Here is a 14,397-nt window from a genome sequence, read left to right as displayed (position 1 = left end):
CGCTTACTCGGTGCTGGCGATGGCTTCGATTTCGACGCCGACGCCTTTCGGCAGGTTGGCGACTTCGACGGCGCTCCGGGCCGGTGGATTGTCCTGGAAATACTCCTTGTAGGAGTCGTTCATCTCGTCGAAATCCTCGATGTCGTCCATGAAGACGGTCACCTTCAGCACGTTCTGCATCGTCAGTCCTTCCTCTTCGAGGATGCCCTTGACGTTCTCCAAACTTTGGCGGGTCTGAACTGTGATGTCCTCGTCGTCGAGCAGGTCGCCGTCCGGCGTCATCGGAATCTGTCCGGCGGTGAACAGGATGTTGCCGTTCGTGGTTGCCTGACTGTACGCGCCGACCGCCTCGGGAGCGTCCTGCGTGCTAATAACGCGCTTCATGTCGGTGTGTTCGCCCGCCACAACTTAAACCTACGTCAAAAGGAGACGAAAGACAGTCGAAGACAACCGGAAAATCAGGCTAAAGTGTAAACGAAAGAGGGGAGTAAAACGCGGTCGAGATTAAACGAGAACTTCCACGTCGAAGCCACTTTCCCGAAGCGATTCGAGCAGGCCTTCGACGTGTTCCTGTCCGCGCGTTTCGAGGTCGAGTTCGACTTCCGTCGCGTTCATCGCGATGTCGCGGGAGGTGCGGTCGTGCTGGATGGCGTAGATGTTCGCCTGCGATTCTTCGATGACGTCGAGCAGTTGGCGGAGCGACCCCGGACGGTCTTTGAGAACGGTTTTGATTTTCAGGTAGCGCCCCGTTTCGACCAGTCCGCGCATGATGACCGTGGTGAGCATGTTCATGTCGATGTTCCCCCCACTCAGGACTGGAACCACGACTTCGTTCTCATCGAAGTCGAACTTCTCTTCGAGCGTCGCCGCGAGGGTGACTGCACCCGCACCCTCCACGAGCGTTTTTCCCCGTTCGAGGAGGTACGCGAGTGCGACCGCGGTTTCCGAATCCGAGACGGTGACGACCTCGTCCACGCGGGATTCGATGATGTCAAAGTTCTTCTGCCCGACGCTCCGGGTAGCGATTCCGTCCGCGATGGTGTCCACGCTGTCGAGGGTCTGCACCGCCCCCTTCTGGAGCGAATCGGCGACGCTGGACGCGCCCTCGGACTGCACCCCGACTATTCGAACGTCCGGGTTATGGCCCTTGACTGCGGTGGCGATGCCGCTGATGAGGCCGCCGCCGCCGATTGGAACGACCACGGTGTCCACCTTCGGCAGGTCGTCCACGATTTCCAACCCGATGGTTCCCTGTCCGGCCATCACCATCTCGTCGTCGAAGGCGTGGACGTAGGTTCGGCCCTCCGATTCCTCGATTTCGTGGGCGCGCTCCGCGGCCTCGTCGTAATCCTCGCCGTGGAGGACGGTTTCTGCGCCGTAGTTTTCGGTGGCCCGAACCTTCGAAATCGGCGCGTGTTCGGGCATGACGATTTTCGAATCCACGCCGCTTCGGGTGGCCGCGAGTGCGACTCCCTGCGCGTGATTGCCCGCGCTGGCAGTGACGACGCCCGCCGCTTTTTCCTCCTCCGAGAGCGTCGTGATTCGGTTCGTGGCGCCGCGGATTTTGAACGACCCCGTTCGCTGGAACGTTTCCAGTTTCAGGTGTACTTCTGCGCCCGTCATCCGAGAGAAAGTGTGTGAGTAGTCGAGTGGCGTGTGCCGAGAGGTTTCGGCGACGCGCTCGCGCGCCTCCTGCACGTCCTCTAGTTCTAGCATGGTGGTCGGTAGTTTTCGGGTCGCTTTATCGTTTGGGAAGAACACCGGTAAAATCGGTCGTAGTTTTCGGGAGAGAACCCTATTTCGAGTAAATATCCCCGGAAAAGAACGCAAGAAAGTGAAAGAAACAGGGTCAACGGACAGCAATTCAGCGGCGTCGAGGAAACCGGCACCACGACAGCGGCGAAGTAAACGCGCTACCGCAGTCGCTCACCGGTGACTTCGGTTATGGAGTTCGAATCCGAGTCCGACATCGCACGCTCCCCTGCGGCGAGGAGGTCACAAAAGAGCGTGATGACGGCACAAACACCAGCCGAAAGCGCGATGTACACCGGGATTTTGAGGGCAAGCAGGTTCCGTGTCGGGAGGTAGTACATGCCGCCAAATGCGATTCCGATAAGTGCGAGGCTAAAAAGTCGGTATGCGGACGTGGCCGCAATCGACCTGATTCGGTGGAGCATTGGAGGGCACCTGCTCGGTTGTTAGTTCTCCAACCGCATAGAGATTAACAAAAGCGGGGTCGATACAACGAACGTCCGTAGTGTCGAAAACCCACGGTGTATTTTACTCCAAGTAGATCGCAGGCCGCAGCGGTGTCGCGTGCCGAGCTTTGTCGGCGGGGTCGTATGCGTTAGTACCCTCACGAGAAATTTCGATTTCCGCGTCGAACTCCTGTTCGAAAAAGTTCCGAGCATCTTCGTACACCGATAGTTCGTCCACCTCGGACAACACGTCCACTTCATCGTTCGGTCGCTCGCGCACATCCTCGACCAGTTTCTGCACGAGTTGGTTCACTTCGTTGCCTTTCTCGCGCAGTTCCTCGTCCCGCATGATGCTTCTCATCGCTGCACCCACGTCCGGGCCGGTTTCTGTGACTTTGGCGAGTACCCTACTCTTCCAGTCCGCCGCGACGTACACCCGGATCGTTTCCGGATTGACGTCCGTCACGGCCACGATATCGCGGATGTCTTCGGTCAGTCCCCCGACCAGCGATTCCTCGGCTTCCGTGAGTACGCTCTCGAACTCGGGATTCGATTTCGGCCACGACGCGGAAGAGATTGGCTCGCTCGTCAACTGCTCGCGCAGTTCACTCGCCATGAACGGGACGAACGGAGCTAACAGGCGCAATCGAACGTCCAAAACTTCGCGCAGAGTCCACCGCGCGCCCGGCCGATCGGTGTCGGTTCGCTTGCGATACCATTTTATGTGTTCTTCGAATCCGTAGAAGACGGCCTGACTGGCGGTTCGCGTTTCGAACCGATCCATCGCCTTAGTGGCATCTCGCACCGTTTCTTGCAGTTTCGACAGCAACCAGTGGTCAATTCGGTGCAGGTCGCGTTTGCCGTCATCGACTTCGTCGGACTCGATTACCTCGGTCGCGCGGTTCCAGAACCGCCGCAGTTGGTTCCGGGTGCTTTCGACATGGTCGCTCCGCCAGTCGTAATCCTGCCACGGTTCGGCGCTGTTCATCAGGAAAAAACGCACCGTGTCCGCGCCGTACTGTTCGATGGCTTCCTCCGGCAGGACGACGTGCCCCTTCGAGGAGGACATCTTCTCACCCTCCAACAGTCCCAGACCCATCACCGTGATTCCCCGCGGCCAGTTTTCCGGTTCGAACAACTCCGCGTGGTGGAACAGGAAGAACGTCAGGTGGTTGCTGACCAAATCGTTGGCGGAACAACGGTAATCGACCGGATACCAGTACTCCCACTCCTCGCGCAGGGAGCGGGCGATTTCGTCGTCACCGTCGTCGAAAAACATCGTATCGAAGAACTCCCTGTCCATCTCCTCGGGCGGAATATCGGACAGACGGTGCGCGAAGGTGTAGTAGGCCATGTAGATGGTCGAATCCGATAGCGGTTCGATGACGAATCGGTCGTCCCACGGCAGTCGAGTCCCCAGTCCGTAGTTGCGGATACACGGCCACTCGTTCAGCCAATCGACGGTGTGGTCGTACTGCTCGCGGGTGGCCTCCGGAATCGCATTCAATTCGGCAACCGCCTCGTGCGCTTTTCGCTTCCACTCCTCGTCGTCGTACCGGAGAAACCACGTTTCCTGTTCTGCAACTTCGACGGCGCCACCGCAGCGACAAACGACGTTCTCGGTAAACTCGTACATCGCGTCGAACGACCCCCGCTTTTGAAACTCGGCTTTCAATCCATCGCGCACGTCTTCGACGATTTCGCCGGAGTAGCCGCCGTACATCTCGCGCAGCGTTCCGTCGTGAAACTCGCGGGTGTAGATTTCCTGCGTTGCGTCTTTCAGCGCCGAATCGGCGGAATCCTCGATACCGTACTCTTCCACGGCGTCCTTCGCGGGGAACTCGCCGTAGCCCCCTACGTCGATGACGGCTTTCGGTTCGATGGCGTCGATTTCCGCGGGGTCGATGCCGTACTGCTCCATTCTGTCGTCTTCTTCTTTTGCTTCTCGCAGGGCAACCCAATCGTCGGGACTGTGCGCCGGAACCGACATCACGACTCCGGTGGCGTTGTCGGCGTCCACGAAATTCGCGGGCAAGACCGGCACGTCGTCGCCCGTAGTCGGATTTTTGACACGCTCGCCGACCAATCGTTCGCCCGAAAAGCGGTCGCGGATTCGGACATCGCGAGCCTGCAGTTCCAGTTTCTCGGCGGCGGATTCGGAGACGACCCACCGTTCGCCGTCCACGTCGGCCTCGACGTATTCGGCTTCCGGGTCGATGTAGGCGTTCGTCACGCCGTGTACCGTCTCCGGTCGCAGGGTTGCCATCGGAACCGTCGCGTTCTCACCGTCCGCATTCCAACCGAATTTGACCAGCGTGTACTCCTGAAACTCGGCCGCTTCTCCTTCGAGCAGGTCGTGGGTCGTCACCGGATTTTTCTCGTTCGTGCAAAATTTAACGGGATGTAGGCCCTTCTCCAGCAGGCCGCGCTCGTTCAGCGTCTCGTACTGCCACGTGATAAATTTCGAGTAGGCCTCGTCGTTGGTCGTGAACTCGCGCCGCCAGTCCACCGAGAGACCGAGCGACTGCATGTTCTTCTTGTAGCTGTTTTCGATGAAATACCGGGCGTACTCCATCGGCGTCTCCATCCGCGCCAAATCTTCGTCGGAGACGTTGTAGGAGTCCTGTAGAACCGATAGCTGTTTTTCCTCGCGGTTTTCCAGGCGTTCGACCGCGCCGACGATGGGCGTTCCCGTGACGTGCCACGCGATGGGAAACAGGACGTTGTCGCCCTGCGAACGACGGTACCGCGCCCACACGTCGGGAACGGTGTAGGTTCGCGCGTGGCCGATGTGCATTCCGCCGCTCGGATAGGGGTACGGCACCGTGACGAAGGTTGCCGCCTCGTCGGATGGGGAAACCTCGTACTGGCCGTCTTCCGCCCACCGGGACTGCCACTTGGATTCGATTTCCCGCGGGTTGTACTCCATACGCTTCTTCCGCTCTCGTTGGGCAAAGAGCTAGCAGACCAGACTGTTCGGTCTGTCAGGTTGTGGCAATTGTTGCAACTAGTCGAAAGGCTGATTTGACGGAGGTGAGTTGGGCCAGCTCGTGGGCACGTTCGCCGAAGCCGCGCGCGACCGCATCCGCGATACGCTCGCCGAGCGTCTGTCGCGGTTCGTCTGGGAGACTGAACACCGCATTCGGCGAACGCCGGTGGACGTAGTCGGTCACACCGACGACCAGTTCGTCGCGGTCGAACTGGAGTGGCGCAGGGCCGACCCGGTGAATAACACCGCGAAACTGCTCTACTACGTGGACGAGGGAAAATTGGACGAGTACGAGCGAGTATCGGTGTTTCAGGTATTTACGGGATATTACGATTTGGCTTCGGGTGGAGTGTCGTCGAAGCGCGAAATCGCCGAGTTCGTTGGCGACCTGGCCGCGGACTCCTTCGAGCACGTGTCGTTTTCGCCGGTAACCTTCGGACTCGAACCGCCGAAACGCGGCGGCGAGTGGCCCGAGGAGTGGGAAGCAGTTGCGGAGGAGACGGCGATGAAGATTGTTCGGAGAGTTTGATGAGGCGGGATTTTCGGGCGACGTGGGGGAGTTATTTTTTCGTTCGGGATAGATTTCCGAGGGATTATTTTGTACCGTGCAACTAGCCGTTGCTGTCGGTGCGATTACTGTGAAGAGGTCTATTGCCAGTATTAGAACCCGATTAAAACAACGTTCAGGAAATCGCCCCTACTCCAAAACCACGAGTTCGTCGTCGAGCATATCCGACAGCACTTCCCGAGCGTGTCCGTCCGGATCGACGCTGCCGTAAACCGCTTCCACCTCACCGTCGGCGAGAACGAACGTTGTCCTCGGGGTAAAGTCGTTCTCGACTTCCACGCCGAAGGCATCGGCAATCTCACCGTCGGGGTCGGCCAACAGGTCGAATCCGAGGTCGAACTTCTCGGCGAAGGCTTCGTGGCTTTCCACGTCGTCGGTCGAAACGCCGTACACCGTCGCGCCTGCATCGCGGTACGACTCCAGTTCCGCGTCGAACTGCTTCGCTTCGACGGTGCACCCCGGCGTGTCGTCGCGGGGATAAAAGTACACGACGGTAGGCGCTTCGAAATCGGGCGAAAGCGTCTCGCCGTGCTGATTGTTCGCGGTCACCGCGGGCGCGTTGTCACCTGCTTCGAGCGTCATATCCGGCGATTACGCTCGAAGCGGCAAGCCGTTTGTGGTTGTCTGTCGCCGAAATCATGGGGGGTTACAATCGCGGTCTGCGGAGTCGAGATTAGTTGACTTCGATGTTGTGCGAATCGTCGCTTTCGCCGATTTTCGGGAGACTCACCGTCAGCACGCCGTTTCGGTACTCGGCAGAAACGTTCGATTCGTCCACCGGGTCGGGGAGCGAGACGGTGCGACTGACCGACCGCTGACTTCGTTCCTGCCGGAGATACTCCTCGCTCTCCTCCTCGATTTCCGATTCGTGTTCAGCAGAGATTCGAAGGCGATTCTCCTGAAGCGTGATGTCGAGGTCGTCTTTTTCGAATCCGGGCAGGTCGGCGGTGACGACGTACTCGTCGTCGTTATCGACCACATCGACGGAGACGCCGCCGGTTTGCCAGTTCATTCCGCCGCTGAACTGTCCGCCCATCTCATCGAACTGCCTGCTCATTCGCTCGAACATCTCCTCTAATTCATCGAACGGGTTTTTTCGTCGTGACATACTCTCACCTGTGAATCCATTCAACGCGCTAACGCTTAAAAATTCACGCCGAGTCGAACGGCGAGACGACTTGAACAGCGCCCGACCGAACGGTCACTCGGAACCGAACAGGACGTGTTCCGTGTCGTAGGAGCCGAGTTTTCGAACCCAGCCGCGTTCGGCGAGCGCTTCGACTTCCGCGAGCGCCTCTTCGGTTCGGCTCTCGTACAGTCCCGCTTCGAAATCGACGTGGAAAACGTAATCCCCGAGACGTTCGCCGCTCGGACGCGATTCGACGCGAGTAAGATTGATGTCGCGTTCCGCGAACGGTTCGAGGAGCGAGAGGAGAAGTCCGGGATAGTTCGCGCTGGGGTAGACAACGAGCGAGGTTTTGCCACCTGCACGCGAGCGTTCGCTTTCGGGTGCGACGACGAAAAACCGGGTCGAGTTCGAAGTTCGTTCCTGAATGTCCTCTGCGAGAACGGTTAGCTCCTCGGCGTTGTCCGGGTGGGCAATCGCCGCCACGGAGGAGTCTTCGCGGGCGCGTTCGACGCCGCGAGCGGTGCTGGCGACCGCCTCCCGATTCGCGTCAGGGTGCTCCGATTCGAGGTAGGCCCGACACTGCGCGAGCGCTTGTGCGTGGCTGGCGACCGTCTCGAAGTCGCCGGTTTGAGAAATCAAGGCGTGACGAATCGGCGTCACGAGCTCGCGGACGACGGCGACGTCGTTTTCAGCGAGGGCGTCGAGCGTGGTCGTGACGCTTCCTTCGATGCTGTTCTCGATTGGGACGACGCCGCGGAAATACTCGCCGTCGGCGACCGATTCCACGATAGATGTGACCGATTCGCGGAACGAAACGTCGTCCGCGACTGCGCGGGCGGCACGATGTGAGTAGGTTCCCGCCGGGCCGAGTGTAACTGCCTTCATGCGGAGGAATCTCTGTTCAGCGGGCAAAAGCGCGTCGGGGGCGGCAAATCAAGCGTGTTCTCTAGCCGTCGTTCTATCGACGAGTTTGTAAAAGCGACCTGCATCGCCGTCGGCGGTTCGTTCCTGATAGGCGAACGCGAAGTCGCCGGATTCGAACGCGTCGAACCACCGCCTCCACGAAACCGGCGATTTGTCGCTTTCGCTACTCGCACTGTCCGGAGAGTTTTCATCGGTCGAATCGCCTGGAAACAGAATACGAGGGATGGTAATGCCCTTCCCTCCCGGTTTTTCCACGGCGGGACTGCCGTCGTTTTTCTCGACCCACTGCCTGATAGTCCGGTGGTTCGTCGTCACTCGACTGTGTTCCGTATCGAGATTGGCATCCGTCATATTCTTCTGGCAATAATCCGTTAGAGAAACGCGTGCCTGAGCCTGATGCTTGCCAATGCAAGCAGATGTGGACAATTGCGGTTGACGTGGATCGTTTCGGTTAACGTGAACTATGAGGGCCGTCGTGTATGTTTCGGGTGCGGGATAGAGAACAGAGCTTTCAGTGCTGAATATTGTACGGCGGTCGGATTTAAGACGAAGAACGACGATTTATTCCACATGGTGAGCGATTCTGGCGAGCGGCCGGACGAGGAAACGGACATCGAAAAAATCGAACTCGGGCAGGATATTTACGATAGTGAGGGAGCCAAACTCGGAACCATCCGCGGCTTCGACGAAGGGGGTTTTTACGTTACGATGCGGGAGGGATACGAAGCCCTCTCCGTCAGTCACGCGCGTTCCGGACACGAGTTCGGCGAAGCGGAGTTGATGTGGCGTTGCGCGAACTGCGGCGAGATGGGTGATTTGGACGACGGTCTCCCCGACAACTGCCCGAACTGCGGCGTGCAGAAAGAAGACCTCTACTACTGGACAGAAGACTGAATCCTCGACGAAAGAGTACTGAACAGAAGACTGAGTTTTTCATCTCCCACCACTTCGGTCGGATATGGAAATCGTCGTGTTCGGTGCGGGAAGTCTCGGAAGTCTCATCGGCGGTTTGCTCGCCCGAGAACACAGGGTTACCTTCGTCGCCCGCGACCCTCACGCGACGGAGGTACGCGAATCCGGCCTTCGGGTCGGCGGTGCGTTCGATTTTCGAGTCCATCCGAGCGCGACCGGTGACGAGCGCGAACTGCGGGCCAATTGCGCCATCGTGACCGTCAAAGCGTTTCAAACGGAAACCGCAGGCCGACAGTTGGCGACCGGCGAGTTCGACGCCGTGCTCTCGCTCCAGAACGGGATGGGTAACGAAGATGTTCTCGCCGACTATCTCGACTGCCCGATTCTCGCCGGAACGGCGAGCTACGGCGCGGTGCTGACCGAGCCCGGAACGGTCGAATGCACGGGAGTCGGTGAAATCGCCCTCGGGGCGAGAGAGGGCGGCGACTCCGAGACAGCACGAACAATCGGAGAAGCGTTCACGACCGCCGGAATCGAGACGGAAATCGCAGACGACATGCCGCGACGGCTGTGGGAAAAACTCGCGGTGAACGCCGGAATCAACCCGGTAACTGCTCTCTCTCGGGTGGAAAACGGTACCGTGCTTTCCGGTGACGCCAGCGAAATCGCCGCGACTGCGGCCCGCGAAACAGCGCGCGTTGCTCGCGCGGACGGCGTCGAGCTCACCGACGAGGATACCGTTTCTGCCGTCGAGACGGTCGCGTCTGCGACCGTCTCGAACGTCTCGTCCATGCATCAAGACGTCGAAGCTGGTCGGAAAACGGAAATCGAAGCGATAAACGGCTACGTCGTCGCTCGGGGAGAGAGATACGGTGTCGAAACGCCGGTGAACCGAACGCTGTCGGGACTCGTGAAAACGTGGGAACGGACGAACGGATGAGAGAGTAGGACGTCAAGACCGCATGATGACGAACAGCGCCGCGAGACCGCCGATTACGAGAACGAACCAGTAACTCGCAAAACGGTAGATGAGGGTCGCCGCGACCGCCGACCCGGTCGTAATCGGCGCGAGTCCGACGATGAGGACGACCAGCGCCGCTTCGACACCCGCCAGTCCGCCCGGCGTCGGCGTCAATCCGGCCAGCGTGCTGGCCGGAACGATGAACAGCACCAGTAGGAGGCTGAGCGGCAATCCGAGCGACCGCCCGGCGAAGTACAGCGGCAGGGCAAAGAAAACCCATCCGGTGTAGGAAAACACGAGCGCGAACAGCAGTTCGCGTGGTTCGTCCGCGATTCGCTCCAATGACGCGTAGAATCGCTCGATTCGAGCCCGAATGCCGTCGACCGTGATGCGGTTCGTGCGAGTGGCGAACGGACGGGCAAGCCGAAGGACGAGCGTTTCGACGCGCTCGCGGAAACGCCATCCTGCGTAGGCTATCGCCGGAACGCCGAACGCCAGCACGACGAGACCTTGCGCGAGCGTCTTCGCATTGTCAGGGAGCGACGCCTGCAACAGGAGATAGCTCAAGCCGAGCGCCGCGAAGTTGAAAAACGGTAGGAGGTTGAGTAAGTCTGCCGTCACGACGCTGGCGAGGCTATCCTCGTAGCTCGCTTCCGTATCCCGCGACAGGATATAGGCGATGAACGGCTCGCCGCCCGCTTGTCCGAGCGGCGTGACGTAGTTGGCGAACGTCGCCGCGAAGTACGTCACGACGAGACGTTTGAACTTCACTTCGATGTCGAGCACTGCGAGAACGATTTGCCACGCTTTTCCCCACGCGGCCAACCCGACGATTGTGGAGACGCAGGCAATCCAAACCCACGTGTAATCCGCCCCTTGGAGAGCAGAGATGACGCGTCGCCACCCGGCGACGACGACGAGCAGGTACAGAAGAATACCCGCGGCGATGAACCCCAGCAGTAGCTTTCCGGTACTCAAGCGTTGCGAAAGACCTTCGGACAGCGCTTCGCCGCCGTCCGGTGCCGACTCGTCAGTCACGTTAGTCGATGTAACCGAGGTCTTGTAATCGGTCTTTTGCGTCGTCGCTCATGTCACCCAATACGTCGTCGTCGGAGACCTCGTTCCACTCGCCGCCGACGGTTTCTTCGAACTCGGAGAGCGCCGATTCGAGTTCGGCTTCCTCGTCGCTCCCCTCGCCGCGAGCGTTGTGGAGTTCGTCGGGGTCTTCGCCCAAGTGGTAGAATTCGTCCGCGATTCGCTCGTTACGGATGTACTTGGCGTCGGGACGGCGGGCGGCACGCATTCGCGAGTAGAATCGCGAATCCTTGTCGAGGGTGATATTCGCGCGCTTGGCTTTCTCTTCGAGTTGTTTCAGCTCCACGACGGGGCGGTAGTACTCCACGAAGGCACACTCCCCGTCGCCGGGCACGTCCTCCGCGAAGGAGCGATAGTCTTGGTTAAGGAGCGACCGCGCTTCGTCGAGCGGTCGGGTCGAGTGTGATCCGGAAACGCCCGCATGGTCGAGGACGGTGTGGTACAGGTCGATGAGTTCGACCTGTTCGTCGCTCACGTCGGCGTCCAGTTCCGGATGTTTGACCATCAGCGGCACGTTGATGAGCGGATCGTAGATACAGAACTCGTGGCCGTACAGGTCGTGTTCGTCGTGGAGTTCGCCGTGATCCGCGCAGACGACGACCATCGTGTCGTCCCACTCGTTGTTCGCTTGCATCCACGAGAACAGTCGCTGGAGTTGGTCGTCGATGTGGCGGATTTCCGCGTCGTAGAGGCCGCGAATCGCGTCCCATTCCTTGTCGCTGATGTCGCGCGCGCCACAGTTGAACTCCTTCGAGTTCTGGCACACCTTGGTCGAATCGACGTTCGGCGCGAACTGCTGGCGGTACTCCTTCGGTGGATGATACGGCAGATGGGCGTCCATCAGGTTGATGAACGAGAAGTACGGCCCGTCGGAGTTGTCGATGAACTCGATGGTCTGATCGATGACTTGCGGCGTCTTCGAGTCCGCGCCCTCGCCGCTCGCGAGGTACTCGTGTGCGACGTTGCCGAGACTGACGAGTTTGTCCGCGACGGTGCGGAGTTTCTCGTTGTCGTTCATCAGCTTCCACGCCTTCGCCATCGGCCCGGAGAGGAAATCGCCGGGCATCACTTCGAAGAAGTTGTCCTGGTCGTCGAAGCCATCCGTAAGATGGGTGTACGGCGTTATCCACGCGTTCGAGGAATAACAGGAGGTGTCGTATCCGGCGGAAGAGAGCGTTTCTGCGAGCGTCGTCGCACCCTCGAGATATGGATTTTCCTGACTCGCGCCGTGTTCGCTGGGATACATACCAGTGAACAGCGAGGCGTGAACCGGCAGAGTCCAAGGGGCGGGGGCAACTGCCTGCTCGAAGACGGTCGCGTCCTCCGCAAACCGTTCGAGGCCCGGCGTCGTCGGTTTGTCGTATCCGTAGACGGACAGGTGATCTTTACGCACCGTATCCATCACAACGAATACCACGTTCTTCGCCGTGGCGTCGTCGTTCGTCATACTGTCGCCTGCTACAGCGTCCGGTGGGATAAATATCGTGATTCCATACGTGGAATCGGCCGAAAACTAAAAATACTGGTGTTAGAACGGAGCCTGCGGCCCTTCGTCGTCGTCGCCGTCGTCGCTTGTTTCGCCGGGGAACGATGGACTCATTCCGCCACCGCCGCCGCCGCCGCCCATTCCGGTGTCGGCGTTGACCTTCTCGATTTCGGGAATCTCTTTGACCATTCGGCTTTTGATGGCCTGAATCGTCATCGGGGAGATGCCACAACCACTGCACGCGCCGCCGAGCATGATGGTTACTTCGCCGGTTTCACGGTCTAAGTGCTGAATGGCGGCACTGCCTCCGTGCATCTGAATCTGCGGGAAGTTACGGCGCAGGAAGTTGCTGACCCGCTCTTCGAGGTCGTCGCCGTCTTCCTGAGTTTCGGTGCTCATATAGCGTGGTATGGTTCCAGCCTCCTTAGGCCTTTCCACTGTCCACGAATCGGATTCGGCGATTTTCGCCGGTCGTTCCGCGTCTTCGCATCGTTTGCCGCAACCGTTAGTCGCTCGATTGAAGACCGAACACGAGGGTGAGTTCCGATTCGATTCGCTCGACGTAGATATCGAGGAGTTCTTCCAATTTCTCGTCGTCAACGAGAACCCCCTGCACGCGGTCAACTGGCTCGTCGGGCAGTTCGACGCGGAAATCGCCGTTTCCCTCGTAGAACGGTTCGCTCTCGTTCAACACCTGCTGGTCGATGGCGTGGATGATTTGCGAGTCGTACTCCTCGTTCATGTGGTTGAAGGCGTTTTTGTACGCTCGCTGGAGTTCGTTGAAGTAATGAACGTACTTGTCTTCAAACTTCTCGGGGTCGAACTCGGTCATGGGAGAAACGTGGAGAGGGGCGGGTAAAAATGGGACTATTCGGAAGCAAAATCCCCCGTCACAGTGGGTGGAACGCTGACACGACTCGTTGGCCGCCACGAAAGGGAATATATTCGTGGCGGTACGAATTGGGTACACAATAGTTAGACGACCGTGAAGGACACAGATACATGATTCGAGTGTTTACAGCACTACAGCAGTGGGTCGCGAGTCTCGACCGGGACTGGCAAGCAGTACTCGTCAGCCTCTTTTTTCTCTGTTTCGTGCTAGCAGGCGGGACGATTCCGTGGTAAAACGATGAGAAACGGAAGCAATCTCTTTCTCGGCGTCCTCCTTCTCTTTGCAATCGGCGTCCTCGGACGAACGATTTCCCTCGCCCTCCCGTTTCTCGATTATCTCATCGCAACGATTTTGGTCGGCGTCCTCGTCGGAAACACGATCGGGAAACCGGAGTGGGCGAAATCGGGAATCGAGACCCACAAACTGTGGTTGGAGGCGGGAATCGTCCTGATGGGTGCTAGCGTCGCCTTCGACCGCGTCGTCAGCGCCGGGGCGACTCTCCTTTTACTCGTCGTTGGAACGGTCGTCATCGCCGTCTTCTCGGTCGAACTGCTCGCGCGCCACTGTTTTGGTATCACCGAGAAAACAGGGTCACTGCTCGCCGCCGGGTCGAGCATTTGCGGCGTATCGGCGGTCGTCGCGGTTGCTGGCAGTATCGACGCCAACGAAAACCAAATCGCCTACGCCGCCGGAACCGTCCTTCTGTTCGACACTCTGACGCTCATCGCCTATCCCGCGTTCGGGCACGCGCTTTCCATCCCCGACAAGGTGTTCGGAATTTGGGCGGGACTGACTATGTTCAGCACCGGGCCAGCAACCGCGGTCGGATTTTCGATTTCGGATACGGCGGGGGAGTGGGCGGTATTGGTCAAACTGGCCCGAAACGCGCTCATCGGCATCGCCGCGACCGGATACGCCTTGTACTATCTGCGAAATTCCACCGCCGGAGCGACAACGGGAAGAGCGAACCATCTCTGGCAAACTTTTCCGAAGTTCGTCTTCGGCTTTTTGTTCGTGATGATTCTGGCCAACGTCGGCGTCGTCGATGCAACTCACGTCACATCGCTGAAACACGCTTCGAACTGGCTGTTCATGCTCGCATTCGCCGGATTGGGGTTGGAACTCCGACTCGATGAGCTGCGTACCACCGGATTCGAACCGATTGCCGTCGTGCTGGTGAGTTTCGTGGTCGTTAGTGGGAGCGTACTCGCACTGCTCTACATCGTCTTGTGACTGTGAGCGG

Annotated in this window: 17 protein-coding genes; 5 read left to right on the top strand and 12 right to left on the bottom strand. The window is 59.1% G+C overall.

Annotated elements, in window-relative coordinates; translation table 11 throughout:
* Positions 1-3: 3 nt before the first annotated feature.
* The 4 genes from LIX15_RS07225 to leuS form a co-directional block, all read right to left on the bottom strand.
* Complete coding sequence (locus LIX15_RS07225; RefSeq protein ID WP_227776814.1) at positions 4-384, bottom strand: Rid family detoxifying hydrolase; 381 nt, start codon at positions 382-384, stop codon at positions 4-6.
* A 120-nt stretch (positions 385-504) separates the two neighbouring features.
* A complete protein-coding gene (ilvA, locus tag LIX15_RS07220; protein ID WP_227776813.1) occupies positions 505-1,716 on the bottom strand; it encodes a threonine ammonia-lyase in 1,212 nt (403 codons plus the stop codon).
* Positions 1,717-1,913: 197 nt separating this feature from the next.
* On the bottom strand, positions 1,914-2,177 hold the full coding sequence (locus LIX15_RS07215; protein WP_227776812.1) for a hypothetical protein: 264 nt from the start codon (positions 2,175-2,177) through the stop codon (positions 1,914-1,916).
* Positions 2,178-2,280: 103 nt separating this feature from the next.
* Positions 2,281-5,127: a leucine--tRNA ligase gene (gene leuS / locus LIX15_RS07210; RefSeq protein WP_227776811.1), complete on the bottom strand. Its 2,847-nt coding sequence runs from the start codon at positions 5,125-5,127 to the stop codon at positions 2,281-2,283.
* Positions 5,128-5,236: 109 nt separating this feature from the next.
* On the opposite strand from leuS, the gene LIX15_RS07205 reads away from it, so the two are divergent.
* Positions 5,237-5,716, top strand: coding sequence for a hypothetical protein (locus LIX15_RS07205; protein ID WP_345410619.1), 480 nt, complete (start codon positions 5,237-5,239; stop codon positions 5,714-5,716).
* Positions 5,717-5,884: 168 nt separating this feature from the next.
* Here the strand turns inward: LIX15_RS07205 and LIX15_RS07200 are convergent, their stop codons facing one another.
* From LIX15_RS07200 to LIX15_RS07185, 4 genes are all read right to left on the bottom strand, one after another.
* Entirely contained in the window at positions 5,885-6,337 is a 453-nt protein-coding gene (locus tag LIX15_RS07200; RefSeq protein WP_227776810.1) for a peroxiredoxin, read from the bottom strand.
* A 91-nt stretch (positions 6,338-6,428) separates the two neighbouring features.
* The gene (gene hsp14 / locus LIX15_RS07195; RefSeq protein ID WP_227776809.1) at positions 6,429-6,863 is read right to left on the bottom strand and encodes an archaeal heat shock protein Hsp14; all 435 of its coding nucleotides are present in this window, start codon (positions 6,861-6,863) and stop codon (positions 6,429-6,431) included.
* A gap of 93 nt (positions 6,864-6,956) precedes the next feature.
* Positions 6,957-7,769 (bottom strand): prephenate dehydratase, encoded by an 813-nt coding sequence (pheA, locus tag LIX15_RS07190; RefSeq protein WP_227776808.1) that lies wholly within the window; start codon positions 7,767-7,769, stop codon positions 6,957-6,959.
* A gap of 48 nt (positions 7,770-7,817) precedes the next feature.
* Entirely contained in the window at positions 7,818-8,159 is a 342-nt protein-coding gene (locus LIX15_RS07185; protein ID WP_227776807.1) for a PC4/YdbC family ssDNA-binding protein, read from the bottom strand.
* Positions 8,160-8,381: 222 nt separating this feature from the next.
* Between LIX15_RS07185 and LIX15_RS07180 the strand changes: the two genes are divergently transcribed.
* A complete protein-coding gene (locus LIX15_RS07180) occupies positions 8,382-8,702 on the top strand; it encodes a DUF7130 family rubredoxin-like protein (RefSeq protein WP_425556734.1) in 321 nt (106 codons plus the stop codon).
* Positions 8,703-8,766: 64 nt separating this feature from the next.
* Positions 8,767-9,660: a ketopantoate reductase family protein gene (locus LIX15_RS07175; protein ID WP_227776805.1), complete on the top strand. Its 894-nt coding sequence runs from the start codon at positions 8,767-8,769 to the stop codon at positions 9,658-9,660.
* Between the two features lie 12 nt (positions 9,661-9,672).
* Here LIX15_RS07175 and LIX15_RS07170 read toward each other — a convergent pair whose 3' ends face one another.
* The 4 genes from LIX15_RS07170 to LIX15_RS07155 form a co-directional block, all read right to left on the bottom strand.
* Complete coding sequence (locus LIX15_RS07170) at positions 9,673-10,719, bottom strand: lysylphosphatidylglycerol synthase transmembrane domain-containing protein (RefSeq protein ID WP_227776804.1); 1,047 nt, start codon at positions 10,717-10,719, stop codon at positions 9,673-9,675.
* Position 10,720: 1 nt separating this feature from the next.
* Positions 10,721-12,223, bottom strand: coding sequence for a sulfatase (locus tag LIX15_RS07165; RefSeq protein WP_227776803.1), 1,503 nt, complete (start codon positions 12,221-12,223; stop codon positions 10,721-10,723).
* Between the two features lie 81 nt (positions 12,224-12,304).
* The gene (locus LIX15_RS07160) at positions 12,305-12,661 is read right to left on the bottom strand and encodes a NifU family protein (RefSeq protein WP_227776802.1); all 357 of its coding nucleotides are present in this window, start codon (positions 12,659-12,661) and stop codon (positions 12,305-12,307) included.
* A 106-nt stretch (positions 12,662-12,767) separates the two neighbouring features.
* Positions 12,768-13,094, bottom strand: a complete 327-nt coding sequence (locus LIX15_RS07155; RefSeq protein ID WP_227776801.1) for a DUF5783 family protein — start codon at positions 13,092-13,094, stop codon at positions 12,768-12,770.
* A 170-nt stretch (positions 13,095-13,264) separates the two neighbouring features.
* Between LIX15_RS07155 and LIX15_RS32725 the strand changes: the two genes are divergently transcribed.
* Both LIX15_RS32725 and LIX15_RS07150 read left to right on the top strand, forming a co-directional pair.
* Positions 13,265-13,387: a hypothetical protein gene (locus LIX15_RS32725; protein ID WP_265338416.1), complete on the top strand. Its 123-nt coding sequence runs from the start codon at positions 13,265-13,267 to the stop codon at positions 13,385-13,387.
* 4 nt (positions 13,388-13,391) lie between these two features.
* Positions 13,392-14,387, top strand: coding sequence for a YeiH family protein (locus LIX15_RS07150; RefSeq protein ID WP_227776800.1), 996 nt, complete (start codon positions 13,392-13,394; stop codon positions 14,385-14,387).
* Positions 14,388-14,397: the final 10 nt, after the last annotated feature.

Source organism: Haladaptatus pallidirubidus (assembly GCF_020700235.1).
Classification (GTDB): Archaea; Halobacteriota; Halobacteria; order Halobacteriales; family Haladaptataceae; genus Haladaptatus; species Haladaptatus pallidirubidus.
This window is presented reverse-complemented; position numbering and strand designations above follow the sequence as displayed.

What these genes read in the sequence shown, in the direction of transcription:
- LIX15_RS07225 (WP_227776814.1), bottom strand. Translation starts at nt 384, where the DNA reads ATGAAGCGCGTTATTAGCACGCAGGACGCTCCCGAGGCGGTCGGCGCG.
- ilvA (WP_227776813.1), bottom strand. Translation starts at nt 1,716, where the DNA reads ATGCTAGAACTAGAGGACGTGCAGGAGGCGCGCGAGCGCGTCGCCGAA.
- LIX15_RS07215 (WP_227776812.1), bottom strand. Translation starts at nt 2,177, where the DNA reads ATGCTCCACCGAATCAGGTCGATTGCGGCCACGTCCGCATACCGACTT.
- leuS (WP_227776811.1), bottom strand. Translation starts at nt 5,127, where the DNA reads ATGGAGTACAACCCGCGGGAAATCGAATCCAAGTGGCAGTCCCGGTGG.
- LIX15_RS07200 (WP_227776810.1), bottom strand. Translation starts at nt 6,337, where the DNA reads ATGACGCTCGAAGCAGGTGACAACGCGCCCGCGGTGACCGCGAACAAT.
- hsp14 (WP_227776809.1), bottom strand. Translation starts at nt 6,863, where the DNA reads ATGTCACGACGAAAAAACCCGTTCGATGAATTAGAGGAGATGTTCGAG.
- pheA (WP_227776808.1), bottom strand. Translation starts at nt 7,769, where the DNA reads ATGAAGGCAGTTACACTCGGCCCGGCGGGAACCTACTCACATCGTGCC.
- LIX15_RS07185 (WP_227776807.1), bottom strand. Translation starts at nt 8,159, where the DNA reads ATGACGGATGCCAATCTCGATACGGAACACAGTCGAGTGACGACGAAC.
- LIX15_RS07175 (WP_227776805.1), top strand. Translation starts at nt 8,767, where the DNA reads ATGGAAATCGTCGTGTTCGGTGCGGGAAGTCTCGGAAGTCTCATCGGC.
- LIX15_RS07165 (WP_227776803.1), bottom strand. Translation starts at nt 12,223, where the DNA reads ATGACGAACGACGACGCCACGGCGAAGAACGTGGTATTCGTTGTGATG.
- LIX15_RS07160 (WP_227776802.1), bottom strand. Translation starts at nt 12,661, where the DNA reads ATGAGCACCGAAACTCAGGAAGACGGCGACGACCTCGAAGAGCGGGTC.
- LIX15_RS07155 (WP_227776801.1), bottom strand. Translation starts at nt 13,094, where the DNA reads ATGACCGAGTTCGACCCCGAGAAGTTTGAAGACAAGTACGTTCATTAC.
- LIX15_RS32725 (WP_265338416.1), top strand. Translation starts at nt 13,265, where the DNA reads ATGATTCGAGTGTTTACAGCACTACAGCAGTGGGTCGCGAGTCTCGAC.
- LIX15_RS07150 (WP_227776800.1), top strand. Translation starts at nt 13,392, where the DNA reads ATGAGAAACGGAAGCAATCTCTTTCTCGGCGTCCTCCTTCTCTTTGCA.